Raw genomic sequence first — 25,953 nt, 5'->3', positions numbered from 1 at the left:
CGCGGCGGCGCGCCCGTCGGCACGATCCCCCGAAACCCACTCCCACCTGCGCTTTCGCCCCTTGCGACCCCCCGGTTGCAGGGGGCGAACTGCTGTGCGTAATACTGAGCTTGTGAATGTATTCACGTTCACAAGCTGATCGGGTTGTAGGAGAAAAGGAGACGGATCGTGCAACTCGCAATGGGTCCACTGGACGTCGCCCGATGGCAGTTCGGCATCACGACCGTCTACCACTTCCTCTTCGTGCCGCTGACGATCTCGCTGTCCGCGCTCACGGCCGGACTCCAGACCGCGTGGGTGCGCAGCGGCAACGAGAAGTACCTGAGGGCCACCAAGTTCTGGGGCAAGCTCTTCCTGATCAACATCGCCATGGGCGTGGTGACGGGCATCGTCCAGGAGTTCCAGTTCGGCATGAACTGGTCGGACTACTCGCGCTTCGTCGGCGACATCTTCGGCGCCCCGCTCGCCTTCGAGGCACTGATCGCCTTCTTCTTCGAGTCCACCTTCATCGGCCTGTGGATCTTCGGCTGGGACAAGCTGCCGAAGAAGATCCACCTCGCCTGCATCTGGATGGTCTCGATCGGGACGATCCTGTCCGCGTACTTCATCCTGGCCGCCAACTCCTGGATGCAGCACCCGGTCGGCTACCGCTACAACCCGACGACCAAGCGCGCGGAACTCACCGACTTCTGGGCGGTGCTCACCCAGGACACCGCGCTGGCGCAGTTCTTCCACACCATGTCCGCCGCCTTCCTCACCGGCGCCGCGTTCATGATCGGGATCGCCGCCTACCACCTGGCCCGTAAGCAGCACATCTCCGTGATGCGCTCCTCGCTGCGCCTCGCCCTGGTCGTCGCCGTCGTCGCGGGCGCGCTCACCGCGATCAGCGGCGACACCCTCGGCAAGGTCATGTTCAAGCAGCAGCCGATGAAGATGGCCGCCGCCGAGGCGCTGTGGGACGGCCAGAAGGGCGCGCCCTTCTCGATCTTCGCGGTCGGCGACGTCAACAAGGGCCACAACAAGGTGGCCATAGACATTCCGAACCTGCTGTCCTTCCTGGCCACCGACAACTTCAACGCCTACGTGGGCGGCATCAACGACGTCAACAAGGAAGAGCAGGCGAAGTACGGCCCCGGCGACTACCGGCCGAACATCCCCGTCGCCTACTGGGGCTTCCGCTGGATGATCGGCTTCGGCGTCGTCTCGATCGGCGTCGGCGCGGCCGGCCTGTGGCTCACCCGCCGCAAGTTCTGGCTCGCGCCCGCGCACCGCACGGGCGACGACGAGGTCCCGCACCTGATGCTCACCAGGAACGGGCAGATCGGCCCCCGGCTCACGCGCTGGTACTGGTGGATCGCCCTGTGGACCATGGCCTTCCCGCTGATCGCCAACTCCTGGGGCTGGATCTTCACCGAGACCGGCCGCCAGCCCTGGGTGGTCTACGGCGTGCTGCGCACCCGCGACGCGGTCTCCCCCACGGTCTCCACCGGCGAGGTCTTCACCTCCCTGATCGTCTTCACCCTCCTCTACGCGGCTCTCGCCGTCGTCGAGGTGCGGCTGCTTCTGAAGTACGCCAAGGCGGGGCCGCCGGAGCTCACCGACGACGACCGCCGCTCCCCCACCCGGATCGGCGGCGACGACGACGGCGCGGACGCCGACCGCCCGATGGCCTTCTCGTACTGAGCGTCCGTACCGACTGTTCCGTACCGACTGTTCCGTACCGACTGTTCCGTACTGACTGAGAGGAGTGCGACATGCATCTGCACGACGTCTGGTTCGTCCTCATCGCGGTCCTGTGGACCGGCTACTTCTTCCTTGAGGGCTTCGACTTCGGGATCGGCGTCCTGACCAAGCTGCTGGCCCGCGACCGTACCGAGAAGCGGGTCCTGATCAACACCATCGGCCCGGTCTGGGACGGCAACGAGGTGTGGCTGCTCACGGCGGGCGGCGCGACCTTCGCGGCCTTCCCCGACTGGTACGCCACCCTCTTCTCCGGCTTCTACCTGCCGCTGCTGATCATCCTGGTCTGCCTGATCGTGCGCGGCGTCGCCTTCGAGTACCGCGCCAAGCGCGACGACGAGCGCTGGCAGCGCAACTGGGAGAACGCGATCTTCTGGACCTCCCTGGTCCCGGCGCTGCTCTGGGGCGTCGCCTTCGCGAACATCGTGCGGGGCGTGAAGATCGACGCGAACAAGGAGTACGTCGGCAACTTCTGGGACCTGCTCAACGGGTACTCGATCCTCGGCGGACTCGTCACCCTGAGCCTGTTCACCTTCCACGGCGCCGTCTTCGCCTCGCTCAAGACCCTCGGCGACATCCGCGACCGGGCCCGCGCGCTGGCCACCCGCGTCGGCGTGCTCACCGCGCTCCTCGCGCTGGCCTTCCTGATCTGGACCCAGGCCGCGCACGGCGACGGCCGCAGCCTGCCCGCGCTGATCGTCGCCGTCGTCGCTCTGGTCGGGGCCCTCGGCGCCAATCTCGCGGGACGCGAGGGCTGGTCGTTCGCGCTGTCCGGCGTCACGGTCGCGGCGACCATCGCCATGTTCTTCCTGACGCTCTTCCCCGACGTCATGCCGTCCTCGCTGAACGACGCCTGGAGCCTGACCGTCACCAACGCCTCCTCCACGCCGTACACGCTGCGGATCATGACGTGGTGCGCGGGCATCGCCACGCCCCTCGTCCTGCTCTACCAGGGCTGGACGTACTGGGTCTTCCGCAAGCGCATCGGCACCCAGCACATCGCGGGCGCGGCGACCGGTCACTGACGCGACCGATCACTGAGGGCCGATCACTGACAGCCGATCGCTGACAGCCGGTCACTGACCGAAGGGAGATGTTCCACGTGAAACCTGTCGATCCGCGACTGCTGCGGTACGCGCGTACGACCCGGGTCTTCCTCGCCGGGGCGGTGCTGCTCGGGCTGGCCGGGGCGGGGCTGATCATCGCCCAGGCGGTGCTGATCGCCGATGTGGTGGTCGGCGGGTTCCGGGACGGGGAGGGTGTCGGGGAGCTGCGCGGGACGCTCGCGTGGCTGGTGGCGGTCGCCGTCGGGCGGGCGCTGGTCGGCTGGCTCACCGAGCTGTGCGCGCACCGGGCGGGGGCGGCGGTGAAGTCGCAGCTGCGCGGGCAGCTGCTGGAGCGGGCCACCGCGCTGGGCCCCGGCTGGCTGACCGGGCGGCGCAGCGGTGAGCTGACCACGCTCGCCACCCGCGGGATCGACGCGCTGGACGACTACTTCTCGCGGTATCTGCCGCAGCTCGGTCTCGCGGTGGTCGTGCCCGCGGTCGTGCTGGCCCGGATCGTCACCGCCGACTGGATCTCGGCCGCCACCATCGCGGTGACGCTGCCGCTGATCCCGCTGTTCATGGTGCTGGTCGGCTGGGCGACCCGCGAGCGGATGGACCGGCAGTGGAAGCTGCTGGCCCGGCTGTCCGGGCACTTCCTCGACGTCGTCGCGGGGCTGCCCACGCTCAAGGTCTTCGGCCGGGCCAAGGCGCAGGCCGACAACATCCGCGCCATCACCGGCGAGTACCGGCGGGCCACGCTCAAGACGCTGCGGATCGCGTTCCTGTCCTCCTTCGTCCTCGAACTGCTCGCCACCATCTCCGTCGCGCTGGTCGCGGTCGGGATCGGCATGCGGCTCGTCCACGGCGAGCTGTCCCTGCGGACGGGCCTGCTGGTGCTGATCCTCGCGCCCGAGGCGTATCTGCCGCTGCGGCAGGTGGGCGCGCAGTACCACGCGGCGGCCGAGGGGCTGGCGGCGGCGGAGCAGGTCTTCGAGGTGCTGGAGACCTCGCCGCGGACCGGGGCGGGTGCGGTACGGGAGCTGGCCGCCGCGCCGGATCCGCGGGATGCTGCGATCACGGTCGAGGGGCTGGTCGTACGGGAGGGCGGGTCGCTGGCCGCGACGACGTTCACCCTCGCGCCGGGTGAGACGGTGGCCGTCACCGGGCCCAGCGGGGCCGGGAAGACGACCCTGCTCAACGCGCTGCTCGGCTTCGTTCCCGCCGCCGAGGGGCGGATTCTGGTCGGCGACACCGACCTCGCCGCGATCGACCCGGCCGACTGGCACCGCTGGATCGCCTGGGTCCCCCAGCACCCGCACCTGTTCGCCGGGACCGTCGCCGACAACGTACGGCTCGCCCGGCCCGACGCCGACGACGCCGCCGTACGTACCGCGCTCGCCGACGCCGACGCGCTCTCCTTCGTCTCCCCCGCCACCGTCCTCACCGAGGACGGCACGAACCTCTCCGCGGGTCAGCGCCAGCGCATCGCCCTGGCCCGCGCCTTCCTCGCCGACCGCCCCCTGCTTCTCCTCGACGAGCCCACCGCCAACCTCGACGGCGCCACCGAGGCCGAGATCGTCACGACCCTCCACCGCCTCACCGCCACCCGCACCGTCCTCCTCATCGCCCACCGCCCCGCGCTCCTCCCCCTCGCCACGAAAGTCCTCTCCCTCCGGCCGCCCCGCATCTCCGCCGTCGACGGCGATCCGACCGCGGCGGGGGACGGGGCGTCTGCGGTGACGGGCCGGGTGCCTGGCGGCACGGTGGTCTCCGCGGGGGACGTCACCCCGTCCGAGCCCACGCCTGTCGTGGCGGCGGCTCGCGCGGCGGCGACGGCGACGCCTGTGGTGGGGGATGGCGGGGTTCTCTGGCGGGTGGGGCTGCGGGTGCGGCGGGCGGCTGTGGGGGTGGTGGGGCGGTCCGGGCCGGAGGCGCTTCGCGTTCGTGGTGGCGGGGCGCGGGGGCGGTTCGTGGGGGCCGTCGGGCTGGGGGCGGCGGCGTTGCTGTCGGCCGTGGGGCTCATGGCGACGTCGGGGTGGCTGATCAGCCGGGCGTCGCAGCAGCCGCCGGTGCTGTATCTGATGGTGGCCGTGACGGCGACGCGGGCGTTCGGGATCGGGCGGGCCGTGTTCCGTTACGGCGAGCGGCTGGTGGCGCACGACGCGGTGTTCCGGGCGCTGGCCGGGGTGCGGGTGGCGGTGTTCCGGCGGCTGGAGCGGCTGGCGCCCGCAGGACTCGGCGGGACGCGCCGCGGTGACCTGCTCTCGCGCCTGGTCGCGGACGTGGACGCCGTCCAGGACCACTACCTGCGGTGGCTGCTGCCCGCGCTGACCGGCGGCCTCGTGTCCGTGGCGACCGCGGCCTTCACCGGCTGGCTGCTGCCCGCCGCCGGGCTGATCCTGGCCTGCGGGCTGCTCGTCGCGGGCGTGGCCGTCCCCGCGCTGTCGGCCGCCGTCGCCCGCCGTACCGAGGCGCGCCTCGCGCCCGCCAGGGGCGAACTGTCCGCCCGCGTCCTCGGCCTGTTCACCGGCACCGCCGAACTGACCGTGGCGGGCGCCCTCCCGCGCCGCCGCGCCGACGCCGCGCGCGCCGACCGTACGCTCACCCGGATCGCGGCCCGTTCGGCCGCCGCGACCGCGCTCGGCGCCGGGCTGACCGCGCTGGTCAGCGGGGTGACGGTGACGGCGTGCGCGTACGTCGGCGTCCGGGCCGTCAGCGGCCACCACCTCCAGGGCGTCGCGCTGGCCGTGCTCGTGCTGACGCCGCTGGCCGCCTTCGAGGCCGTCGCCGGGATGCCGCTCGCGGCCCAGCAGCGGCAGCGGAGCCGGCGCTCGGCGGCGCGGGTGAGCGAGGTGCTGGACGCGCCGCTGCCCGTACGCGAGCCGGAGCGGCCCGCGCCCCCGCCCGCGTCACCGTTCCCGCTGGTCGTACGGGAGGTGACGGCCCGCCACCCGGGCCAGGACGCACTGGCGCTGGACGGCGTCGGCCTCACCCTCACCGAGGGCCGCAGGATCGCGGTCGTCGGCGCCTCGGGCGCGGGCAAGACGACCCTCGCCCACGTACTGCTGCGGTTCCTGGACACCGAGTCGGGCACGTACGCGCTGGCGGGGCAGGACGCGGCGGGCCTGGACGGCGACGACGTACGCCGCCTCGTCGGCCTGTGCGCCCAGGACGCGCACGTCTTCGACAGCACCGTCCGGGAGAATCTGCGGCTCGCCCGCCCCGGCGCGGACGACGGCGAACTCCGGGAGGCGCTGGCCGCCGCCCGGCTGGACATCGACCTGGACACCCTCGTCGGCGAACACGGCGCCCGGCTGTCCGGCGGCATGCGCCAGCGCCTGGCCCTGGCCCGCGCGCTGCTCGCCCGTTTCCCCGTCCTCGTCCTGGACGAGCCCGCGGAACACCTCGACCTGGCCACCGCCGACGCCCTGACCGCCGATCTGCTGGCCGCCACGCGCGGCCGTACGACGCTGCTGATCACCCACCGGCTGGCCGGTCTCGCGGGCGGCGCGGTCGACGAGATCGTGGTGCTGGAGCGGGGACGGGTCGTGCAGCGCGGCGGCTACGAGGAACTGGCGGCGGCCGAGGGGCCGTTCCGCCGCACCTTGGAGCGGGAACGGCTCGCGGACACGGCTCTGGCGGGGGCCACGGCCGCCGCCTCGGGACCGCGTTCGCTCGTGGGCACGGGCACCGCCTGACTTTCCCGGACATACGCCACCAAATAACCTCGGCTCATGGCCTCAGACAGCGAGACGCCCGGCGGGACGCCCGCGGAAGCGCGCCAGGAGACGGCCGGGGCGGCCCCGAACGACGAGGACGCCCCGGCATACGTCCCGGCCTACGGCGCGGCACCCCCCGCGGGACCGACCTCTTCCGGAGACGCTCCGGGCGACGGGGAGACCCCCGAGCCGACCACCCTCAGCTTCCAGGGCATCGCCTCCCAGATCACCGTCCGGCTGCCGGAACTGCTGGAAGCGGTCGTCTCGGTCGGCACCGGTATCGAGCTGCACACCACGCTGCGCCGCATCGTGGAGACGGCGGCCGAGCTGGCCGGGGCGCGTTACGCCGCGCTCGGCGTCCTCGACGCGGACGGCTCGGGACTCGCGGACTTCATCACGTACGGGATCAACGAGGCCGACGCCGAGCGGATGGGCGCGCTGCCCGACGGCCACACCGGGCTGCTCGGCGAGCTGATCCGGCACCCGGTGCCGCTGCGGCTGGCCCACCTGTCGGACGACGCCCGCGCGGTGGGCCTGCCGCCCGGCCATCCGCCGATGAGCAGCTTCCTGGGCGTCCCGATCCGCGTCCACACCGAGATCTTCGGCAATCTCTACCTCACCGAGAAGCGCGGCGGCCGTCCGTTCACCGACGAGGACACCGCCATGCTGCGCATCCTCGCCATGGAGGCCGGGATCGCGATCGGCAACGCCCGGCAGTACGAGGCCACCCGGCAGCGCGAGCACTGGATCAGCGGCGCCGCCGCCGTCACCACGGCCCTGCTCACCGGGGACGGCACCAGCGACGCGCTCGACGTCGTCGCGGTGTGGGCCCGCAAGCTCGCCGAGTCCGCCGCCGCGCTGGTCATGCTGCCGAGCCTCGACGAGAACGGGGCCGGGGACGGCGGCCTCGAGGTCGTCGCGGCCTCCGCCGCCGAGCCGGCCGGCATGGTCGGCACCGTCATCCCGCCGCAGAATCCGATCGCGGCCCAACTCCTCAACGGCGAGGCCGTCTTCGTGGCGGACGCCGCCTCCGACCCGCGCACCACCACGCGGCTGGCGGAACGCTTCGGGCCGACCATGATGCTCCCGTTGCGGAGCAACGACCGTGTCATCGGCATCCTCGCGCTGCCCCGCGAGCCCGGCGGCCGTCCGTTCACCGAGGCCGAGCGCGTACTGGCCACCCAATTCGCCGCCCAGGCCGCGCTCGCCCTCGTCCTGGCCGACGTGCAGCGCGACCGCGAACGCCTCGCCGTCTACAAGGACCGCGACCGTATCGCCCGCGACCTGCACGACCTCGTCATCCAGCGGCTCTTCGCCACCGGCATGATGCTGGAGGGCGCGGGGCGCAGGGCCCGCACGCCCGAGGTGCGCGAGGGCATCGGCCACGCCGTCGACGAACTCGACGCCACCATCCAGGAGGTGCGCACCGCCGTCTACGCCCTCCAGCAGGCGCCCGACGACGCCCCCTCAGGACTGCGCGCCCGCGTCCTGCGCGAGGTCGGCACCGCCGCCGTCCCGCTCGGCTTCCAGCCGTCCGTACGTTTCATCGGACCGGTCGACGCGCTGGTGGGCGAGCCCACCGCCAAGAACCTCGTCGCGGCGCTGCGCGAAGTCCTCTCCAACGCCTTCCGGCACGCCCGCGCCTCGCGCATCGACATCACCCTCGACGCCACCGCCACCCTTCCCGGCGGCGGCGACGCGGTCCGCCTGACCGCCACCGACGACGGCGTCGGCATCCCCCCGGCCGGCCGCCGCAGCGGCCTGCGCAATCTCTCCCGCCGCGCCCAATCGCTGGGCGGATCGAGCCAGTTCGGGCCGGGCCCCGAGGGTGCGGGCACGACGGTGCGGTGGGAGGCGCCGCTGCGTACGGACTGACCGGGCGGTGCGGTGCGACTGGCCGTCCCCGTACGGGCTAGGCGGTTCCGTCGCCGTGCCGGGCGGCGATGATCCGCTCGATGACGCGGGCGACCCCGTCGTCGTTGTTGGACTCGGTGCGGTGCGTGGTCGTGGCCAGGACGCGGGGATGGGCGTTCGCGACGGCGTACGACGTACCGGCCCATCCGAGCATCGCGAGGTCGTTCGGCATGTCGCCGAAGGCGACGACCTCGGCGGCGGACACCCCGCGCTCGGCGCAACATCGCGCCAGCGTCGTGGCCTTGCTGACGCCCGCGCCGCTGATCTCCAGCAGCGCGCTGTCGCTGGACCGGGTGATCTCGCCGTGCTGCCCCGCCACGCTCAGCCCGATGGCGAGGAATTCGTCCGGGTCGATGGACGGGTGCTTGGCGAGCAGCTTCAGCAGCGGCTGGCGCGGGTCGCGCACGGCGAGCAGTTCCTCGATCGGGGCCGTGGGGCCGAAGTCCGGCTCGATGACGCGGGGGTAGTCCGGCTCGCGGTAGAAGGTGTCGGCGCGTTCGACGGCGAAGGTCGTGCCGGGCACGGCGGCGCGCAGCGCGTGCGCGACGGCGAGGGCGTCGTCCTCCGGCAGCGGGAACGCCTCGATCAACTCGCCTTTGTGCAGGTCCCAGACGGAGGCGCCGTTGGCCAGGATGGCCATGCCGTGCCCCGCGAGGTGGGCCGCGACGGTGTCCATCCAGCGTGCGGGGCGCCCGGTGACGAAGAAGACCTCGATGCCCGCGGCCTCGGCGTCGGCGAGCGCCGCGACCGTACGCGGGGACACCGTCTTGTCGTCGCGCAGCAGCGTGCCGTCCAGGTCGGTGGCGATCAGCCGCGGCGGAGGGGCGGTGTAGGAGGCGGCGGACGACACGTCCGCTGATCGATGCTGCCCGCTGGGCTCATTGGCTGAGGTCACGGGCCCATCCTTGCGCATCCTTGCCCCGCCCGCACAAAGGTGCGGATACCCGCTCAGCCGAGCCCGTTTCGGCCGCGATTCCGGCTTGATCCCATCGCTCCCGGGGGCGTCACAGGGGCGCGGGTCACGCGATCACGGCAGGGGTACGGGCTGACGGACTGGCAGCGGATACGGCTGACGGTACGACTGGCTGGTGCGGCCGCCGGCGCGGCTGCTGGTGCGGCTGCTGGTGCGACGAGGGTGAGCGCTGCGCTTGTGGGGCGCAGAAATCTGTGGGGTTGGTGCGGTGCTGGTCGTACAAGAAGCTTGTACAGAAGGGGAGTTCGTGCGGGGACTGCGTCCCGGGAAGTTCCCACGGGATCTCCGTGCGGGGACCACGTACGGGATCTAGGTACGCGGTCCGGCTCAGCGGACGAGCACCGCTTCGTCCGCGGTGCTGGTCAGGGCGTGGTCCGCGAGGGCCGGACTGGCGGGGTACGGCAGGGCCTCGCCGGTGTCCGGGGCGATGCTGCGGGCGGAGGGGGAGGAGCCGTGCGCCTCGGCCCTGATGCGCTGCTTCATCGTGGGCGGCAGCGAGCGGCTGCTGGGGCGCGGGGCCGGCAGCAGTGCGGCGCAGGACGGTGTCCTGGTGGGGGTCGGCGTGGCGCCCGTACCGTTCGCCGCGGCGACGGCCGCGGCCGGGACGGCGGCGGTGTGGTCGGCGGCGGTGTGGACGCGGGCGGTGCGGGCCGGAGTGGCGAAGCCGAGCCCGGCGACGAGCTTGAGGAGCACGCCGACGAAGGCGCTCCAGAAGGCGGTGACGTTCTTGAAGACGTTCATGACCTCTCGATTCCTTGGTGCGGAAATCTGACTTCTCCGATCATGAGGAAGACCGCACGGAATCGTGGGAGCCGCACCCCGGATTCGCGGATATACACATAAACGCCACTCATTCGGACCAAGGGGGTTCCTGTGCCGCCCCGCGCCGACGGGGCCGCGGCCGGTCCTGAGGCGCTGGATAAGGTGGCGGCGTGTCCCCTCCCGAGGAGCCGCCCCGGCGCGGCGAACAGGCCGAGGTCGCCGCGTTCCGCCAGGCCCTGGGCCTCGACGCCCTCATCGACGTGCACACCCACTTCATGCCCGAGCGCGTCATGGCCAAGGTGTGGGCGTACTTCGACGCGGCCGGTCCGCTCGTCGGCCGCGCCTGGCCGATCGCGTACCGCGAGGAGGAGCGGCGGCGTGTCGAGACCCTGCGCGGCTTCGGCGTCCGGGCCTTCACCTCGATGCTCTATCCGCACAAGCCCGGCATGGCGCGCTGGCTGAACGACTGGGCCGCCGACTTCGCCGCCCGCACCCCGGACTGCCTGCACACCGCGACGTTCTTCGCCGAGCCCGGCGCCCCCGACGACGTACGCCGCGCCCTCGCCCAGGGCGCGCGCGTCTTCAAGTGCCACCTCCAGGTCGGCGGCTACGACCCCAACGACCCGCTGCTCGACGACGTCTGGGGCCTGCTCGCCGACACCGGCGTTCCCGTCGTCACCCACTGCGGCTCCGGCCCGGTCCCCGGCCCCTTCACCGGCCCCGCCCCCGTCGCCGCCCTGCTCGCCAGGCACCCGCGGCTGCGGCTCGTCGTCGCCCACCTGGGAATGCCGGAGTACGAGGACTTCCTCGGCCTCGCCGAGCGGCACGAGCGGGTCCTGCTCGACACCACCATGGCCTTCACCGACTTCAGCGAGTCCGCCGCCCCCTTCCCGCCCGCGGCCCTGCCCCGCCTGTCCGCCCTCGCCGACCGCGTCCTGCTCGGCACGGACTTCCCCAACATCCCCTATCCCTACGCCCACGCCCTCCACGCCCTGGAATCCACCGGCCTCGGCGCCGCCTGGCTCCGCGCCGTCTGCCACGACAACGCCGCCCGCCTCTTCGCCCTCCCGGCCCTCCCCTAGCGGGCGGAGTCGGGGTCAGGGGCCGGGTCCGGGCCGGAGTCGGGGTTCGGGCTCGCGTCCGGGGCGGAGTCGGGGTCCGGGCTCGGGTCTTGGGGGGTCAGCATCTGGAGGAGGAGGGTGCGGAGCTCGGCGTCGGGGAGGGCGGGGAGGCGGGTGAAGGCGCCGGAGCCGCGGGCCAGGACGACGCCGATGAAGGCGGCGGCGATGAGTTCGGCGCGCAGGGCGGGGTCGGGGGTGCCCTCGGCGAGCAGGCGCCGGTGGAGGGGGTCCACGACACGGCGGTGCAGCTCCGCGCGGGTGGCCTGCTGACCGGCCGGGTCCTCGTGGGGGCGGACGGCGACCTGGTAGACGGGGTTGGGGCCGTGGCGCCGGGTGCGGTCGAGGATGGTCGCCAGACGGTCGGGGTCGAGGAGGTCGACGATGTCGTCCGGGCCGTCGTTGGTGCGCAGCGTGGCGATGTAGAGCTGGGCCTTGCCGCCGAAGTAGCGGGCGATCATCGCCGGATCGACCCCGGCGCGGCTGCCGATGGCCCGCGCGGTGGTGCGGTCGTACCCGTGCTCGGCGAACAGCTCGCCCGCGGCCTTCAGCAGGCGATCGCGGCTGCCCGCCGCGTCGCGCCGGTGCTGGGCCGCCCCGGCGGGCCGTTCGTCGGCCGGTGTCGTTCCACTCATTCCGCGGCCGTTCCGTCCAGTTCGTGGAGGTCGTCGTGTTCGCCGGGCCGCGCCCGCACCCGGGGGCGCGCCTGGGCCGCCACCGCGGGCCGTGCCGACGGGCCGGGCCGTGCCGACGAACCGCGTCGGCGCCACGGCACGGCCACCGCCACCACGGCGGCGGCGAGCCAGACGCCGCAGCTCAGCAGCCCCACCGCACTGTACCCACCGGACGTGGGGAACGCTGCGCCTTCCGCGGTGTGCGCTTCGAGCACGGCCGCGCTCAGCGCGCTGCCGACCGCGTAACCGATGTAGCGCAGCACCTGGTTGAAGCTCATGGCGCTGCCCGTCTCGTGCGCGGGCACCGCGCGGACGAGGAAGCCCGGCACGACCGCGAAGATGACCCCGACGCCGAGGCCCGCGACGAACATGACCGCCATGATCTGCGCCATGTTCCCGCGCCATGCGGTGAACAGGGCCATCGCGGCGAGCAGCACCAGGCAGCTCATCGGCAGGACCCGCTGGGGCGAGATCCGGCGGACCAGCACCGGGGTGAGCCGGTTGGCCAGGAAGCTGCCCAGGGAGAACGGCGTCAGGGCGAGACCGGCCACGACCACCGTCCGGCCCAGCCCGTACCCCGTGGTGGCGGGCGTCTGCACCAGCCTGGTGACGGTGGACAGCAGCAGGTACATGCCGACGCCCGCGAGCACCGCCGCGACGCTCGCGGTCAGCACCGCCCGGTCACGTACCAGCCGCAGTGTGACCAGCGGATGATCCGTACGCAGCTCCCACCACACCCAGCCCGCGAAGAGCAGGACGGACGCGGCGACCATGCCGTCCACGCGCGCCGAGGCCCAGCCCCAGCTCTCGCCCTCGCTGATCGCGACCAGCAGCGACGCGGTGGCCACGGCCAGCAGCACCGCGCCGACCCCGTCCAGCCGGACACGGGCGCGATGCCGCGCGGCCGGGACGACCCACGCGGCGGCGGCCAGGCCGAGCACGCTGACGGCCACGCCGAACCAGTACGCCGCGCGGACGCCGCCGCCCTGCGCGATCAGACCGGTGAGCGGATAGCCCAGGCCCACCCCCGTCACGGCGGTGATCGACAGCAGGGCGATCACCGGAACGGCGCGGGCGGCGGGCAGTACGTCCCTGGCCACGGCGATGGTCAGCGGCGTGAGCCCGAGACCGATGCCCTGGAGGGCGCGGCCGACGAGCAGCGCGGCGAAGCCCAGGGGGAGCGCCGCCAGCACGCAGCCGACGACGACCAGCGCGAGGGTGCCGACGACGACGGTCCTGCGGTGCGGCCCGTCACCGAGCCGCCCCATCACGGGCGTGGCCACCGCCGCCACCAGTTGGGTGATCGTCAGCGACCACTGCGCGTCGGTCACGGACACGTGGTCCATCGAGGCGATGGACGGGATGAGCGGTGCCCCGAGGCTGCCGATCACGGCGGTGACCAGGCATATGAACGCCAGACAGGGCACCAGTGCCCGCGACCGTGCCGACTCCATCGTGCTCCTCGCGCCCGGGCCCTGAGGCACCGTGTGTTGCGTGCGCCCGACAGGGGCGGACCGATGCCTACAGCCGATGTCTACATGTGATGTCTACACCCGATGATAAGCAGATGTGATCGGCGCGATCAGCCCCGCCCCCGGGGTCCGAGGCCCGGGGGCGGGGGGTGGGGCGGGTTTGGCGCGGGCGGCGCGGGCCGGAGCGGACTTCCTGGTGCCGCCCGTCAGCCCACGGCTCCGGTTCCGGTTCCTGCTCCTGCTCCGGTTCCTGCTCCGGGGCCGACCGGCGTGTCCCCGCTCAACGTGATGCGGTGCATGACGCGGTGCTGGTCGCCGTAGTCGCGGTTGGCGTAGTGCGCGGTGCTGCGGTTGTCCCACAGCGCCACGTCACCGGCGCTCCACCGGTGGCGTACGAGGTGCTCGGGCTTGGTGAGGTGGGCGTAGAGGATGTCGAGCAGCCCCCGGCTCTCGTGGTCCGACACCCCGAGGACGTGCGAGGTGAAGCCCGGGTTGACGAAGAGCCCCTTGCGCCCGCTCTCGGGGTGCACCCGCACCACGGGGTGTTCCACCGGCTTCAGCTCGGTGTACTCCTCTCCCTCCCACACGTTCCCGCGGCCCTTCCTGCGCTGGGCCAGGTAGTACCCGAACTCGCGGGTGCCGTCGTGCACCGCCGTCAGCGAGTCGGCCCACGCCCGCAGCCCCGGCGACAGCGACTCGTAGGCGAGCTGGCTGTCGGCCCATGTCGTGTCGCCGCCGTTGGGCGGCAGCAGCACCGCGCGCAGTACGGAGATCGCCGGCGGGCGCCGTACGAACGTCACGTCCGTGTGCCAGACGTCCGCGAAGCCGTTGTCCTGGCTGTCGACGGCGTACACCTCGGGGGCCACGTCGCCGGAGTCGTGGATCGGGTGCCCGGTGGTGACCTCGCCCAGGCGGCGGCCGAACTCGATCTGCGCCGCGTCGTCGATGTCCTGGCCCCGGACGAAGAGCACCTTGTGCTCCACGAGGGCCGCCCTGATCGCGGTGACCTGGTCGTCGTCCAGCCGGCCGAGGTCGATGCCGTGGATCTCCGCGCCGAAGCGCGGGCCGAGCGGGGTGATCGGCAGACGGGACGCCGTTGAGGACGGGGTCGCCCGTGACGACGGGGACGACGGGGACGGCGTTGAGGACGGGGACGGCCTTGACGACGGGGACGGCGTTGACGACGTCGTCGGACGGTCGGCGTCGGTTACGGCGGGCTGCTCGCTGGTGATGCTCACCTGTGGTTCCTCCTCTGTCGCGGATGGTGTGGGTGTCGCGGGTGCCGCGGGTGCCGCGGGTATCGCGGGTATCGCGGATGTCGCGGGTGTCGTCGATACGGAGCGCGGGTGTCGTGGATGGAGAGGTCGTGAGGACCGGGGACCAGGGATCAGGCCGCCGCGGCCTTCACGGTGTGCGCGACCCGGGCGCGCAGCTCGGCGAATTCCTCGCTGTCGCGCAGCGCGTCGGCGTCGATGTCGCCGCGCGGCAGCGGGATCGGCAGGTCGAGGGCCACGGTGCCCGGCCCCTTGGTCAGCACCACGATGCGGGTGCCGAGGAAGACCGCCTCGTCCGCCGAGTGCGTGACGAAGACGGTGGTCCGCCCGGTCTGCGCGGTCACCAGGCGTACGTCCTCCTGGAGCCGTTCGCGGGTCAGCGCGTCGAGCGCCGCGAACGGCTCGTCCAGCAGGAACAGCGGGTGGTCGGCGGCCAGGGCGCGGGCGATGGCGACGCGCTGCTGCTGGCCGCCGGAGATCTCCCAGATCCGCCGCTTCTCGGTGCCCTCCAGGCCGACGCGCGCGAGCAGTTCCGCACGGCGCCGGGGCCACTGGTCCCGGTCGACCCCGGCGTAGCGCAGGGCCAGGTCGATGTTGCCCTTCACCGTGCGCCACGGGAAGAGTCGGGGCTGCTGGAACACCACGCCGGCCGCCTTGCCGGGCAGCGGCTCGACGCCCGACACCCGTACCGAGCCGTGGGCGGGCCGCTCGAATCCGGCGATCAGCCGCAGCAGCGTGCTCTTGCCGCAGCCGGACGCGCCGACGAGCACCAGGAACTCGCCCGCGGGCACGGTCAGATCGACCGGTCCCACGGCGGTGACCGCCTCCTCGCCCTTGCCGTACCGGTGGGTGACGCGGTCGAGCGCGATGACCCCGGCGGCGGGTGTGGCGCCGCCACGGTCGGTGTCGGAACGGGGGGCGTCGGAGTGGGTGGTGTCGGCACGGTTGGTGTCGGCACGAGTGGCGTCGGCAGCCGCGGCAGCCTCGGGCCCGGCGGTCTTGTCGGCCGTCCGGCCAACGGTCCCGCTCGCCGTCTCACTTGAGGACATCGGGCAGCCCCTTCAGATACAGCGCCTTGCCGACGACGTCCTCGGACGGCGCGGCGTCGATCTGCTTCTGGTCGGCCAGGAACCGGGCGGTGCCGGTGAGATACGTCGCGAGCTTGCCCGGCTGCCCCTCCGTACCCAGCCACGCGGCGGAGGCGACCTCGTCGGGGGTGAGGAACACGCCCTGCGCGAGCTGCTTCCTGGCGTCGTCCGCGCTGATGTTCAGCTCGGCGGAGACGGCCTTGACCGTGCCCTCGGGGTCGGACTTGAGCAGCCCGAGCGCCTGCGCCTGCGCCTTGCGCCACACGTCGATCGCGTGCGGGTCCTTGGCGATCAGCGCGTCCGAGACCACGGCCAGGTCCAGCGTCGGCTTGCCGCCCGCGCTGATCTCCTTGCTGCTGATCAACTGCGTTCCGGTCTTGCGCAGTTCGTCCAGGGTCGGCAGCCACACATACGCGGCGTCGATGTCCCCCCGCTGCCACGCGGCGAGGATCGCCTGCGGCTGGAGGTCGACGAGCTTGACGTCCGACGCCTTGAGGCCCGCCGCGTCCAGCGCCGCCAGCAGGCTGTAGTGCGAGGTGGAGGCGAACGGTGTCGCGACCGTCTTCCCCTTGAGACCGGCCACATCGGATATGCCGGTGCTCTTGCGGGCCACCAACGCCTCGTTCTCGCCCGCGACATCGAGGATGAACGCGGCCTTGTACGGGATCGGCGAGGAGCCGGAGATCCCGCGCGCGAAGGGGCTGGAGCCGAGGGCGCCGATGTCGAGGGACTTGCCCAGGAACGCCTGGTTGACGCTGGCGCCCGAGTCGAACTTGATCCAGGTGATCTTGTAGTCCGGCAGCGCCTTCTCCAGCAGCTTGTGGTTCTTCACGAGCAAGTCGCCGCTGGGGAAGGCGAAGTAGCCGATGCGCAGCCGCTTGGAACCGCCGGACGAGCTGCCGCCGTCCGAGCCGCAGGCGGTGAGGGCGACGGAGGCCGCGGCGGCCAGCGCACCGCCGAGCAGCAGGCGGCGCGAGGGTCCTTGGGCGGCGGTGCCGACGGGAACTCGGTGCTTCCAGGCAGACATGGGGAGCCGTTTCTGTGCGAGGAGGGGACGGGCGGGGCGAAGGGCGTACGGGGTACCGGTTGCGGGTTGCGGGTTGCGGGTTGCGGGTCGCGGGTTACGGGGGTCCGGAGCCGCGGGCTGCTCGCTGCGGGCCGCGAGGGACCGGGCCACGGACGGGGCGGGCGGGCGGCCGGCCGGGAACTAGGAACGGCCGCGCCACGGCACGACGCTGCGCTCCAGCCACAGCAGCAGACCGTCGATGACGAGTCCCGAGACGCCGATGGTGAAGATGCCGACGAGCACCACCGGCGTGTTGTTGTAGTTGGCGGCGTCCTTGACCATGCCGCCGATGCCGGGCAGCCCGTTGACCAGCTCGGCGGCGACGAGGGAGGAGTACGTGACCCCGACCGCCAGCCGGACGCCGGTGAGGATCTCCGGCAGCGCCGACGGGGCGATGACGTCCCGCATGACGTCCCACCGCGACCCGCCGAGCGCGTGGGCCGCTTCGACAAGGCCGCGCGGCGCGGCGGCGACGGCCGCGGTGGTCGACACCGCCACGGGCGGGAAGGCGGCGATGGCCAGCAGGGTGATCTTCGGTTCCTCGTTGATGCCCAGCCAGATGATCAGCAGGGAGAAGTACGCCAGCGGCGGCAGCGTCCGCAGGAAGGTGATCCAGGGCTCGAACAACGAGCGCACCCAGCCGACCGTGCCCATGAGCAGGCCGAACAGCACTCCGAGGGCGATGCCGATACCGCCGCCGATCGCGATGCGGCGCAGGCTGATGGCCAAGTGGTCGACGAGAGTGGTGCCGTTGTAGCCCCGCACCCCGTCGTGCGTCGTGGACACGTCGATGAACGCGTCCCACACCTTGGCCGGGGGCGGCACCAGCGTCTCGCTCCACTTCCCGCTCGCCGCCAGCAGTTGCCACAGCACGAGGAAGAGCAGGAGCGAGCCGAGCGGCAGCGCGAGACGGCGTACGCGCGCCCAGACGCCCTTCGCGCGAGGACGGCCGCGCCCCGGCGGCTCGGCCGGATCGGCCGGATCGGCGGATATCGCGGCGGGACCGGCTTCTGGCAGGCGTGAGGTGGCGGACAACGGACTGCCTCCATGGGGGTGCCAGGGCAGGCGCGGTCGACGTCAAGCGACAGCGGCGACTGTCCCCGAGCGAGAGCAGAAGGGGAAAAGGGCAGAGCCGAACGCCCCACGACGGGGTGGGCTCAACGAAGTTCGGGAAAGGGGCCGCGCCGGGTCGAGGACCGAACGGCGGGCGGCGTCAGAGACGCGTGATCAGCGACAACACGAAACCGGGCGTCGGCACAGGTCGATGACCAGGCGTCGCACCAAAAGATCGTGATTCATGGGTCATATTTGTACAGCAGACCCGTCCCCGCACCAAGACTCCGTCCACCCTCTGGTACAAACCCCTCCGCCCCCGCCCCTCCTGACGCGCCCGGCCTCGGGTTCGGGACCGCCTATACGTATGACCATCTGTCCTGGCGGAGCTTCCGGGACAAGCCGTGGTACGGCGCGGTGCCGACCCTGACCGCCGCCGCCGCAGTCACCGCCCGGATGCGCCTGGGCACCCTGGTGACGTCGGCCAAGCCGCGTTCATGCATTACGGGCTGACCTGGGACTATTCGTCATCTGGGCACACCCGGACCGACGATCGGATGATCCGCACAGAGCAACCTAATGCCGCACCACATACCGGAACCCGTAGAAGGTCATGCGCTCCAGTTCGTCGTATTGGCCGTCCAGGACCGATTCGTGCAGGGCGCGTTCCCATAGGGTGACGTCCGCGCCCCGGCAGCCTGTGATGTGCTCGGTTGCGGTCTCCTGGAGCAGCGACGGGATCTTGGTTGCCTCGGGTCGGCCCTGGGCCGCGTACGCCTCCTGCGCCTGCCGAAGCGCCGCGGTACCTGCTGCCGTGTCTCCCTGGACGAGGTGGGCACGGCCCAGAGTGAGGAGAGCGCCAGCCGCGACGACGGGGTCGCCGCCGTCTTCGGACAGCGCGAGCGCGCGGATCGCGCAGTCCAGGGCCGGTTCGGCGTAGCACTTGGGACAGACGGCGAGATAGAGAGCGGCGAGATCGGTCAGGATGATGAGCTGGCTGACCCGGTCCCCGCGTTCGAGGGCGATCCGCAGTGCATGGCACAAGTGCCAGATACCGCAGTTTCCATAGGTCACCGCGTTCCAGTCCATGAGGGTGAGCGCGAGGTTCACGTGCGCGCCCTGCCGTGTGTTGGTGTAGCTGCCGCGGGCACCGTGGCGACTGGTGCTCAGCACGGAGAGCGCCGTCACCAATGTGTCGGCGGCCTCGGAGTGCCGACCGAGCTTGCGCTGTGCGTCGCCTAGGGCGACGAGCGCCTGAACCGCTCCCAGCTCGTCTCCTTGGGAGCGGCAGATGTCCAGGTCGGCCCGGTGGTTGGACGCGGCGTCGTGGTACCGGCCCAGCTGGAACTGGACGAGGCCCAGGTTGTGCAGCGCCCTGCCCCGGACGAGCTCATTCGGTGCGAGCAGCGCCGCGCGTTCCAGGTGGGGCAGCGCCTCGGCGGACCGATGATCCGCCCGGTAGGCGTTGCCGAGGTTCGAGGACGCCATGGCGAACTCGTACGCGCTCAGGTTGTGTGCCGCCTCCAGGGTCGCTTCGGCGGCGGCGGTCCACTCCCGGCCTAGTCTGCGGAACTCCCAGTACGTCGACATGTCGTTGGCCAGGTGCACCGCTTCGCGACGCCGGCCGTGTTCGCAGGCTGCCACCACAACCGCGGCGACAGCGCGGTGTTCGGTGTCCAGCCACTCGACCGCCTGACGCCGGTCCTTCGCGCGGCCCGTGTCCCGGGAGACGCTGCGGCAGGTCGCCGGGACGCGCCGCCTGTAGTGGTGCAGCATCCGGTCCAGAGCGGCCTCGTACTCCCCGGGCGCCACCTGTTCGGCCGCGTACAGGCGCAGGAGGTCGTGCGTATCCCAGCGGCTGTCCGGCCGTCTGCGCAGCAGGTGGCGCCGGACCAGGTCTGCCAGCAGGCGGTAGGTGTCCTGGGCGCTGCGGTCGAGACCGATGGCGGCCGTTTCCTGGCCGATGTCCGGGCCGGGCAGGGCGCCGATCAGTCGGAAAGCGCGTTGGGATGCGTCGGCGAGCCGGTCGAAGGACAGGTCGAACGCGGCGCGCACGGCCAGCGGACGGCCGTCGGCATCCACGTCGTCATAGCTGAGCAGGCCGAGCCGGGCGTGCGCCTGGGAGAGGGCCTCGGCCTGGGCGGCGAGTGAATGGTAGGGGTCGTCGCGCAGTTGTGCGGCGGTGATGCGCAGCGCCAGAGGCAGGAAACCGCACAGCTCGGCGATCCGGCGGGCGGCGCCGGGCTCGGCCGTCACCCGGTTGTCGGCGGGGCACGCCTGGCGCAGTGCACGATCCAGCATCAGGACCGACTCCTGCTCGGACAGCGAGTCGAGCCGGACGACACGGGCCGACGGGAGCGCCGAAAGCGTGTCGCGGGACGTGACGAGCAGCCGGTGCGGAGGATGAGGTACCAGTCCTGTCAGCTGCTTCGCGGACACGGCGTTGTCCAGCACCATCAGCACCGGCGGCCGTCCGGCGAGCAGGGAGCGCAAGGCCCCGGCCCGCTCCCTCGCCGGCGGCGGCGCCGCACGTCGACCCAGATCGCGCAGCAAGACCGCAGCGGCCCCAGCGGCGTCGAGGGAGGCATCCGGGCTGAAGCCGAGCAGGTCGACGAACAGCACCCCGCCGGAAAACCAGCCCGCCCGGCGGGCCCGGTCGGCGACGTGAACTGCCAGCGTGGTCTTGCCGACACCCGCCATGCCGGCGGCGACGAGCACAACCTCCGCCGGAGCACCCGGCTCGAGTAAACCGAGGAGTTCGCTCACCTGGGCATCGCGCCCGGTGAAGTCCGCGATGTCTGCGGGCAGCGTCCGGGGGCTCACCGCCTTCCTGGGCGCGCCGGGTGGTTTCTTCCGGGGCCGACCGCCGCGCTTCTCGGCCGCCCGCTGATCGTTGGCATTCCTCAGCAGTTGGCTCCACGCGCCCTCGCTGCGCTTGGTGACCTGCGCGCCCCGCTCAGCGGCCATCTGCTGCAGCACGCCCACGAGCGTGAGGAAGACCGGCGAGCCGGACTTGGGCAGGCTCTGCCCGAGCAGCCAGGGATTCACCGTGGACAAACTGACACGATCGCCGAGCGCCTCGGTGCACCGCCTCACCAGCGCCTCCCGAGGAGGGCTGCCCGCCACTGCGTAGAGGCGCGCCACTTCGGCCAGAAGCCGCCCCGCCAGGTCCTCCGTCCCCGGTAATCGGGTTCCGCCCACACACGCCTCCGGAAAACTCGGCTCACCGCAGTTGACCAGACTATTAGCGCTTCCCGCCCACCCTCGCGCGTTGCCGGAAACCCGCCGTGGACCGGAGAAAGATGCCTCCGCCCAACGACCACCTGGAGGCAGCCGTGCACTCGTCCCTGATCCCCCTGATCCCTCTGATCACCGTCCTCACCGGCGCCGCCCACGCCACGACCATCGCGATCGCTGCACTCACCTCGCTGGGCGCCCGCACCCCGCACCGCCGCCGCGACGCACGCAAGACCCTTCGCTTGCTGCTCCTGATACCCCGCCGGTAGCGGCGGGTCGGCGCTCCCGAGGGAAGAGGCTCGCGGCCGCCGAGGCCACTGGATACGACGACATGCCCAGAGGCCGTCGGGCAGCGACGAGTAGCAGACCCGCCCTGCCAAGTGCTCCGCTACGAGGCACGCGGGAGGGCCGGGGGGGCTCCGGCCGGCCGTAAGCTCCCGAGCATGAGCTTGCGTCTGAGTGTTGTGATTCTGCCGATCTACCGTTGGGCCGCCGAGGGGCGGGAGGTGTGGCGGCGGGCCGAGGACCTGGGGTTCGGGACCGCCTATACGTATGACCATCTGTCCTGGCGGAGCTTCCGGGACAAGCCGTGGTACGGCGCGGTGCCGACGCTGACCGCCGCCGCCGCGGTCACCGGCCGGATGCGCCTGGGCACCCTGGTGACGTCGGTCAAGCCTGGTTCATGCATCACGGGCTGACCTGCCATTTTGTGGCTCAGAGACTGATGAGCCCGATCTGCTTGCCGCACAGTCGGGCCATGTCGTCGATGTCCGACGTCAGCAGGACTACGGATCCGGGCTGCCGGAGTGCCGCCTCCGCGACAGTCGCGTCGATGGCGTACTTGTGACCGTGCAGGCCGGCCACCTTGAGCGGCCGCGCCGCTTCCTTGGCGGTCTGCTCGGTGACCGGCTCCACCTTGACCCGGGACAAGGTCCACTGGAGCCGCGGCATGTTCACGCGGGAGTGGCTGACCTCCACGATGGTGTTCGCGCTGATGATCAGATCCGCGCCCATCTCGTGGAACACCTTCAGCAGGCCGAGGGCCTTCCGGTCCTGGGCGACCCAGGCGGACAGGCCCTCGCTGTCCAACACCCCGGATTCGATGTGCTGACTCACGCGGCGCTCGCGCCGCCCGTGGTCTCCGTCGCCCCCGCGATACGGGCTCGGGCCTCGGCCAGTTCCTCTTCGCTGAAGGAGCCGTGCTCGTCTTCGTAGCTCCGCAGATCCGCCCCGAGCAGTTGGTGCCTGATCCGACGGGCGACCGCTTCGGCCACGTAGCCGGAGACGTTGTCCGTGAGTTTTTTCAGCTCTGCCACCTGCTCGGTCGGCAGCGTGACCGTGATCCGGGTCGTGTCAGCCATACGGTGAGCATGCCGCAGTATGCACGGCAGTGGCCGTCCTTCTCGGTTGCCGGCTGTGCGGCGGGCACGCGCTCAGCGCGACCGAACGCGGAGCAGTTCACTGAGCCGGTCACCGATCACGGAGACTCCGGGGCGCGGCTCGGTCTCGTCGTACCAGGGCTTGCGTCGGCGCAGGAGTGCGTCGCCGTGCTCGCTCCAGGTGAAGCCTGGTTGCCGCAGGAGCTTCTGGAACACCGTGTCGACGGTCACCGGGTGTGCGGCGGCCAGGCGGCGGATCGGCAGTGGTGTGATCGACTCCTCGCGCAGATAGGTACGGAGCAGGTCTTGGTGGTGTCTGCGGCCGGGGAGGTCGGGGTCCGCGAACAGGTCCCGCAGCGATCCGTAGTCCGCGTAGAAGTTGAGTCCGTCGACCTGGTCATAGATGACGCCGATGGTCTCCGCGTCCGCGAGTTCGGCGGGCAGCGTGAAGAGAGGCACTTCTGGGGTGGCGTGTCGATTGCCCCAGGCACGGCCGGGGCGTCGGGCCGCGGTGGCAGTCTGCTGCCGGTGGCGGTAATAGGCGTTGATGCGCTCCTCGGCTTCTCCGACGGTGAGGACCAGCTCGTCGCTGCCGAAGAAGTCGGTGAAAGCGGCCCGGTCCTCCCGCATCGAGCGCCATCCTTCCTCGACCTTCTCCGGGTTGCGGAAGACGAGGTCGGGTCGGCTGGTGGCCAGGTCGAGGGCGGCAGCGGCGATCTCCGGCGCGGCGGCCCGGGGGTAGGAGGACATGACGCCGGAGACGAGCCACGCGCCGGGCACAGGTGTCAGGGCGACCAGGCGGGCACCGAGGAAGCCTTCTTTCGCGACCCCGCGGAAAGCCGACCGCCCGGCGTTGGTGTAGGCCCGGTATTCGAGGTCGTCCACCAGGTTGAGCAGGAGCAGGCAGTCGCCGTCCTTGCCCCGCACCTCGAAGATCCCCTCCACCGGGTCACGCCAGGCCATGACCATCTGCCGATCGGCATCGGTCAGGGCCGTCCGCCGGGTGACGAAACGGTCGGCGACCGTGGTGCCGTCCGGAAGGCGGTGCTGAAGAAGGAAGCGGTCGATGACGTTGATCGCGGTCGCCTCGTCCAACGCGCCTTCGGGGCTGACGGTTTCCGTCAGGAGCGGGTCGAGGAATCGTTCGAAGGAGCGGCTCTCCCCGAACGCTACGAGGTCGTCCTTCAGTTCGGCGCTGCGACGCAGGGCCTGGGCGAGGTCTGGGACGTGGCTCGTGTCGCGCTCCGGTGCGCGTCGACTTGGGCAGCGCTCATTGCTCATCCCAGCCACGGTAGCGAGACGGTGAGTGTTCCATCGCCCGCTTCCCCGATAGCGATCCATTGCCGGTGCGGGGCTTGTTGCTCGTAAGGTCGTCCTCATGCGTCTGAGTGTTGTGATTCTGCCGATCTACCGCTGGGCCGCCGAGGGGCGGGAGGTGTGGCGGCGGGCCGAGGACCTGGGGTTCGGGACCGCCTATACGTATGACCATCTGTCCTGGCGGAGCTTCCGGGACAAGCCGTGGTACGGCGCGGTGCCGACCCTGACCGCCGCCGCCGCGGTCACCGCCCGGATGCGCCTGGGCACCCTGGTGAGGCCGGTCAAGCCGCGTTCACCTATCGCGGTCTGACCTGCGGGAATCGCCTTATCCGCCGTCACTAGGCGTGAAGGGCTCAGATCGGCTGGATCGCGATGCGTGATTGGCAAAGCCGAGGCAGCTCGTCCAGGTCGCAGTCGCGTCGAGCCCAAGCCATGATCATGCGCATAGAAATGGCCGTGGCGGCGGCTCATTAATCGATAGTAGGATCGATTTAACCGAAGCACTCACTAATTTGTTCTATTTTAGGGGTTGCATCGGGAGATGTCAGTATTGGAATTGATCACCCATCTGGCCGTGTATGATCCCCACATGGACGACCGACAACTGTCCCTGGGTAGCGGCCTGACGCCGCCAGCAGAGATCCAAATGGTTCTTACTCTCGTCACGCCTGAGTTGGCAAGGGAATGGTTAAAGCGCAACATCAAGCACAATCGACCTATCTCCACGGCGAAAGTCAAGCAGTGGCGGACAGCAATTGATGCGGGACGCTGGAGACTGACGCATCAAGGAATTGCATTCGACCCCGATGGCAACTTGATCGACGGACAACACCGCCTTATGGCCATTGGAAGCGGCAATGTCCCGGTCTGGATTCCTGTCTTCTACGGTGTCCCGGCAGAATGCTTTGCTGTCCTGGACGTCAATTACCATCGCAGCGCGGCAAACTCTCTCAGCATCGCTGGCCACAAAAATACTGCTACCCTTGCCGCCACTATCAAGCTCATCGTGGCGTATGACACGAACAATCTATCGTCTTCTAGTAGCAGAATGACCAACGAGGAGCATCTCGCGTTGGTCGAGGAGATGCCCGGTGTAGGGGAAGCCACAAACTTCGGCCTCCGACTCTGGAAGGCGATTCAAATTACGCCTTCCGCCGCTGCCGCTGCCACCTATATCACTCGACGAGAGCGTAGTGATCTCACAAATGGACACTGGGATAGTTGGGAGGAAGGTGTTGTCACGGGTGCAATGCTTCCCGGAAATGACCCCCGATTGAACTTGCGTGAGGCCATGAAGAAAAGGGCGGTCGAAAGTATTGCTGCCAAGGCTGCCAGTGAGGCTGGCCGGGTGAAGATCCACGCAACTCGTGATATCGCCAAGGGGCAGATTGCCACGTATATTCTTGCTTTTAACGCATGGGTCGAGAACAGGAAACCGCGATCCTTCGTATGGAACCCGAGCGAGGTTTCTATGCCGACCGTGACGTCCGCTCCGTTCGCCAGGCGAAGTTAATACCTCAGGTGGAGTCGAGACGAGGTAAAAAGCTCCGCCGGCCCATAACGTTGGTTGCGCCGCTGGTGATGCCCTGCCGCCTGGACACCAGGTTCCAGGCAGTGTGAAGAGCGATGGTGAAGCCGCAGCGGTCTGGGTCGATTTCGGGGCGGACTCGGCGACTCCACCATAATCGTCCGCGAAACAGGGTAGAGCGTGAGTACGGCCCACATGGTCCACCGCGATAAGGTCCCTTGAGCGCAGCATTCGGGCCCGCCAGAGGGTGTGCTGCAGCGCGCAATACGTGGACTCGTGCTCCCACCGGCGGTGGTGCAGGGCGACAGGCCCAGGACCGGGCAGCGGCGAACTCGGTCAATGTGGTGGCAAGCTGATGAACGGGGTACCGTTCCGTCCCTGCAGGTCGCGGTGATATTCGTTGTGATGGTACGAATCGGGACTATGCCCAGGGCGGACAGGTAAGAGCCATAGGTGAGCCGGAGGTTGCGATCCCTGCGAGGTTCTCCACATGGGTGAAGTGCAGGATGCGAGGGTCGGCGGTGTTAATCATGGGGTCACCATCTTAGTGCCCGCCTCCGCGCCCGATGCGTGACCTGTGGGCACAGCCTGCG

The 25,953-nt window shown here is 70.9% G+C and carries 19 protein-coding genes and 3 pseudogenes; 10 read left to right on the top strand and 12 right to left on the bottom strand.

Features of this window, described 5'->3' with window-relative positions:
- The first annotated feature begins 180 nt into the window (after positions 1–180).
- From ACIOC1_RS02390 to ACIOC1_RS02375, 4 genes are all read left to right on the top strand, one after another.
- Positions 181–1,683 (top strand): cytochrome ubiquinol oxidase subunit I, encoded by a 1,503-nt coding sequence (locus tag ACIOC1_RS02390; RefSeq protein ID WP_391043491.1) that lies wholly within the window; start codon positions 181–183, stop codon positions 1,681–1,683.
- A 71-nt stretch (positions 1,684–1,754) separates the two neighbouring features.
- Positions 1,755–2,765 carry a cytochrome d ubiquinol oxidase subunit II gene (cydB, locus tag ACIOC1_RS02385; RefSeq protein ID WP_401851274.1) on the top strand — a complete coding sequence of 337 codons (1,011 nt, stop codon included), beginning with the start codon at positions 1,755–1,757 and terminating at the stop codon, positions 2,763–2,765.
- 77 nt (positions 2,766–2,842) lie between these two features.
- Positions 2,843–6,484 (top strand): thiol reductant ABC exporter subunit CydD, encoded by a 3,642-nt coding sequence (cydD, locus tag ACIOC1_RS02380; RefSeq protein WP_401851271.1) that lies wholly within the window; start codon positions 2,843–2,845, stop codon positions 6,482–6,484.
- 36 nt (positions 6,485–6,520) lie between these two features.
- Positions 6,521–8,380: a GAF domain-containing protein gene (locus tag ACIOC1_RS02375; protein ID WP_401851268.1), complete on the top strand. Its 1,860-nt coding sequence runs from the start codon at positions 6,521–6,523 to the stop codon at positions 8,378–8,380.
- A gap of 37 nt (positions 8,381–8,417) precedes the next feature.
- On the opposite strand, the gene ACIOC1_RS02370 is transcribed toward ACIOC1_RS02375, so the two are convergent.
- Together ACIOC1_RS02370 and ACIOC1_RS02365 are read right to left on the bottom strand one after the other, a co-directional pair.
- A complete protein-coding gene (locus tag ACIOC1_RS02370) occupies positions 8,418–9,332 on the bottom strand; it encodes an HAD family hydrolase (RefSeq protein WP_401305403.1) in 915 nt (304 codons plus the stop codon).
- 387 nt (positions 9,333–9,719) lie between these two features.
- Positions 9,720–10,133 carry a DUF6344 domain-containing protein gene (locus ACIOC1_RS02365; protein ID WP_401851265.1) on the bottom strand — a complete coding sequence of 138 codons (414 nt, stop codon included), beginning with the start codon at positions 10,131–10,133 and terminating at the stop codon, positions 9,720–9,722.
- A 191-nt stretch (positions 10,134–10,324) separates the two neighbouring features.
- On the opposite strand from ACIOC1_RS02365, the gene ACIOC1_RS02360 reads away from it, so the two are divergent.
- The gene (locus ACIOC1_RS02360; protein ID WP_355336616.1) at positions 10,325–11,236 is read left to right on the top strand and encodes an amidohydrolase family protein; all 912 of its coding nucleotides are present in this window, start codon (positions 10,325–10,327) and stop codon (positions 11,234–11,236) included.
- Here ACIOC1_RS02360 and ACIOC1_RS02355 read toward each other — a convergent pair.
- The 6 genes from ACIOC1_RS02355 to ACIOC1_RS02330 all read right to left on the bottom strand — a co-directional run bounded on the left by ACIOC1_RS02355 (position 11,233) and on the right by ACIOC1_RS02330 (position 17,881).
- Positions 11,233–11,907: a TetR family transcriptional regulator gene (locus ACIOC1_RS02355; protein ID WP_401851263.1), complete on the bottom strand. Its 675-nt coding sequence runs from the start codon at positions 11,905–11,907 to the stop codon at positions 11,233–11,235. The two genes, ACIOC1_RS02360 and ACIOC1_RS02355, sit on opposite strands and share 4 nt — an antisense overlap.
- Complete coding sequence (locus ACIOC1_RS02350) at positions 11,904–13,400, bottom strand: MFS transporter (RefSeq protein ID WP_401851260.1); 1,497 nt, start codon at positions 13,398–13,400, stop codon at positions 11,904–11,906. Before ACIOC1_RS02350 ends, ACIOC1_RS02355 begins: the two co-directional genes overlap by 4 nt.
- A gap of 224 nt (positions 13,401–13,624) precedes the next feature.
- Positions 13,625–14,503: a TauD/TfdA dioxygenase family protein gene (locus ACIOC1_RS02345; RefSeq protein WP_401851988.1), complete on the bottom strand. Its 879-nt coding sequence runs from the start codon at positions 14,501–14,503 to the stop codon at positions 13,625–13,627.
- A 302-nt stretch (positions 14,504–14,805) separates the two neighbouring features.
- Positions 14,806–15,561, bottom strand: a complete 756-nt coding sequence (locus tag ACIOC1_RS02340; RefSeq protein WP_391043497.1) for an ATP-binding cassette domain-containing protein — start codon at positions 15,559–15,561, stop codon at positions 14,806–14,808.
- A gap of 166 nt (positions 15,562–15,727) precedes the next feature.
- Complete coding sequence (locus tag ACIOC1_RS02335) at positions 15,728–16,807, bottom strand: ABC transporter substrate-binding protein (RefSeq protein ID WP_355336612.1); 1,080 nt, start codon at positions 16,805–16,807, stop codon at positions 15,728–15,730.
- A 180-nt stretch (positions 16,808–16,987) separates the two neighbouring features.
- Positions 16,988–17,881, bottom strand: a complete 894-nt coding sequence (locus ACIOC1_RS02330) for an ABC transporter permease (RefSeq protein ID WP_401851257.1) — start codon at positions 17,879–17,881, stop codon at positions 16,988–16,990.
- 351 nt (positions 17,882–18,232) lie between these two features.
- Here ACIOC1_RS02330 and ACIOC1_RS02325 point away from each other — a divergent pair.
- Positions 18,233–18,406 (top strand): annotated as a pseudogene (locus ACIOC1_RS02325) (LLM class flavin-dependent oxidoreductase); the annotation flags it as partial.
- 69 nt (positions 18,407–18,475) lie between these two features.
- Here the strand turns inward: ACIOC1_RS02325 and ACIOC1_RS02320 are convergent.
- The gene (locus ACIOC1_RS02320; protein WP_401851256.1) at positions 18,476–20,947 is read right to left on the bottom strand and encodes a tetratricopeptide repeat protein; all 2,472 of its coding nucleotides are present in this window, start codon (positions 20,945–20,947) and stop codon (positions 18,476–18,478) included.
- 254 nt (positions 20,948–21,201) lie between these two features.
- Here ACIOC1_RS02320 and ACIOC1_RS02315 point away from each other — a divergent pair, with 254 nt between their 5' ends.
- The gene (locus ACIOC1_RS02315) at positions 21,202–21,405 is read left to right on the top strand and encodes a hypothetical protein (protein ID WP_401851255.1); all 204 of its coding nucleotides are present in this window, start codon (positions 21,202–21,204) and stop codon (positions 21,403–21,405) included.
- 174 nt (positions 21,406–21,579) lie between these two features.
- Positions 21,580–21,804, top strand: a pseudogene (locus tag ACIOC1_RS02310) (LLM class flavin-dependent oxidoreductase); the annotation flags it as partial.
- 46 nt (positions 21,805–21,850) lie between these two features.
- Here ACIOC1_RS02310 and ACIOC1_RS02305 read toward each other — a convergent pair.
- The 3 genes from ACIOC1_RS02305 to ACIOC1_RS02295 form a co-directional block, all read right to left on the bottom strand.
- Positions 21,851–22,252, bottom strand: coding sequence for a DNA-binding protein (locus ACIOC1_RS02305; RefSeq protein WP_401851253.1), 402 nt, complete (start codon positions 22,250–22,252; stop codon positions 21,851–21,853).
- On the bottom strand, positions 22,249–22,497 hold the full coding sequence (locus ACIOC1_RS02300; protein WP_401851251.1) for a hypothetical protein: 249 nt from the start codon (positions 22,495–22,497) through the stop codon (positions 22,249–22,251). Before ACIOC1_RS02300 ends, ACIOC1_RS02305 begins: the two co-directional genes overlap by 4 nt.
- A 72-nt stretch (positions 22,498–22,569) precedes the next feature.
- A complete protein-coding gene (locus ACIOC1_RS02295) occupies positions 22,570–23,796 on the bottom strand; it encodes a hypothetical protein (RefSeq protein WP_401851249.1) in 1,227 nt (408 codons plus the stop codon).
- A gap of 97 nt (positions 23,797–23,893) precedes the next feature.
- On the opposite strand from ACIOC1_RS02295, the pseudogene ACIOC1_RS02290 reads away from it, so the two are divergent.
- Both ACIOC1_RS02290 and ACIOC1_RS02285 read left to right on the top strand, forming a co-directional pair.
- Positions 23,894–24,139, top strand: a pseudogene (locus ACIOC1_RS02290) (LLM class flavin-dependent oxidoreductase); the annotation flags it as partial.
- A gap of 282 nt (positions 24,140–24,421) precedes the next feature.
- The gene (locus tag ACIOC1_RS02285) at positions 24,422–25,345 is read left to right on the top strand and encodes a hypothetical protein (protein ID WP_401851247.1); all 924 of its coding nucleotides are present in this window, start codon (positions 24,422–24,424) and stop codon (positions 25,343–25,345) included.
- Positions 25,346–25,953 lie beyond the last annotated feature (608 nt).

Origin of the sequence: Streptomyces sp. NPDC088197 (assembly GCF_044741185.1) — a bacterium.
GTDB lineage: Bacteria > Actinomycetota > Actinomycetes > Streptomycetales > Streptomycetaceae > Actinacidiphila.
Note: the sequence above shows the minus strand (reverse complement) of the source record. Positions and strands in the feature narration are given on the sequence as shown.

Coding starts and splice junctions, on each gene's coding strand:
- ACIOC1_RS02365 (WP_401851265.1), bottom strand. CDS start 10,133: ATGAACGTCTTCAAGAACGTCACCGCCTTCTGGAGCGCCTTCGTCGGC.
- ACIOC1_RS02370 (WP_401305403.1), bottom strand. CDS start 9,332: ATGCGCAAGGATGGGCCCGTGACCTCAGCCAATGAGCCCAGCGGGCAG.
- cydB (WP_401851274.1), top strand. CDS start 1,755: ATGCATCTGCACGACGTCTGGTTCGTCCTCATCGCGGTCCTGTGGACC.
- ACIOC1_RS02390 (WP_391043491.1), top strand. CDS start 181: ATGGGTCCACTGGACGTCGCCCGATGGCAGTTCGGCATCACGACCGTC.
- ACIOC1_RS02350 (WP_401851260.1), bottom strand. CDS start 13,400: ATGGAGTCGGCACGGTCGCGGGCACTGGTGCCCTGTCTGGCGTTCATA.
- ACIOC1_RS02355 (WP_401851263.1), bottom strand. CDS start 11,907: ATGAGTGGAACGACACCGGCCGACGAACGGCCCGCCGGGGCGGCCCAG.
- ACIOC1_RS02335 (WP_355336612.1), bottom strand. CDS start 16,807: ATGTCTGCCTGGAAGCACCGAGTTCCCGTCGGCACCGCCGCCCAAGGA.
- ACIOC1_RS02375 (WP_401851268.1), top strand. CDS start 6,521: ATGGCCTCAGACAGCGAGACGCCCGGCGGGACGCCCGCGGAAGCGCGC.
- ACIOC1_RS02300 (WP_401851251.1), bottom strand. CDS start 22,497: ATGGCTGACACGACCCGGATCACGGTCACGCTGCCGACCGAGCAGGTG.
- ACIOC1_RS02285 (WP_401851247.1), top strand. CDS start 24,422: ATGGACGACCGACAACTGTCCCTGGGTAGCGGCCTGACGCCGCCAGCA.
- ACIOC1_RS02315 (WP_401851255.1), top strand. CDS start 21,202: ATGCCTCCGCCCAACGACCACCTGGAGGCAGCCGTGCACTCGTCCCTG.
- ACIOC1_RS02295 (WP_401851249.1), bottom strand. CDS start 23,796: ATGAGCAATGAGCGCTGCCCAAGTCGACGCGCACCGGAGCGCGACACG.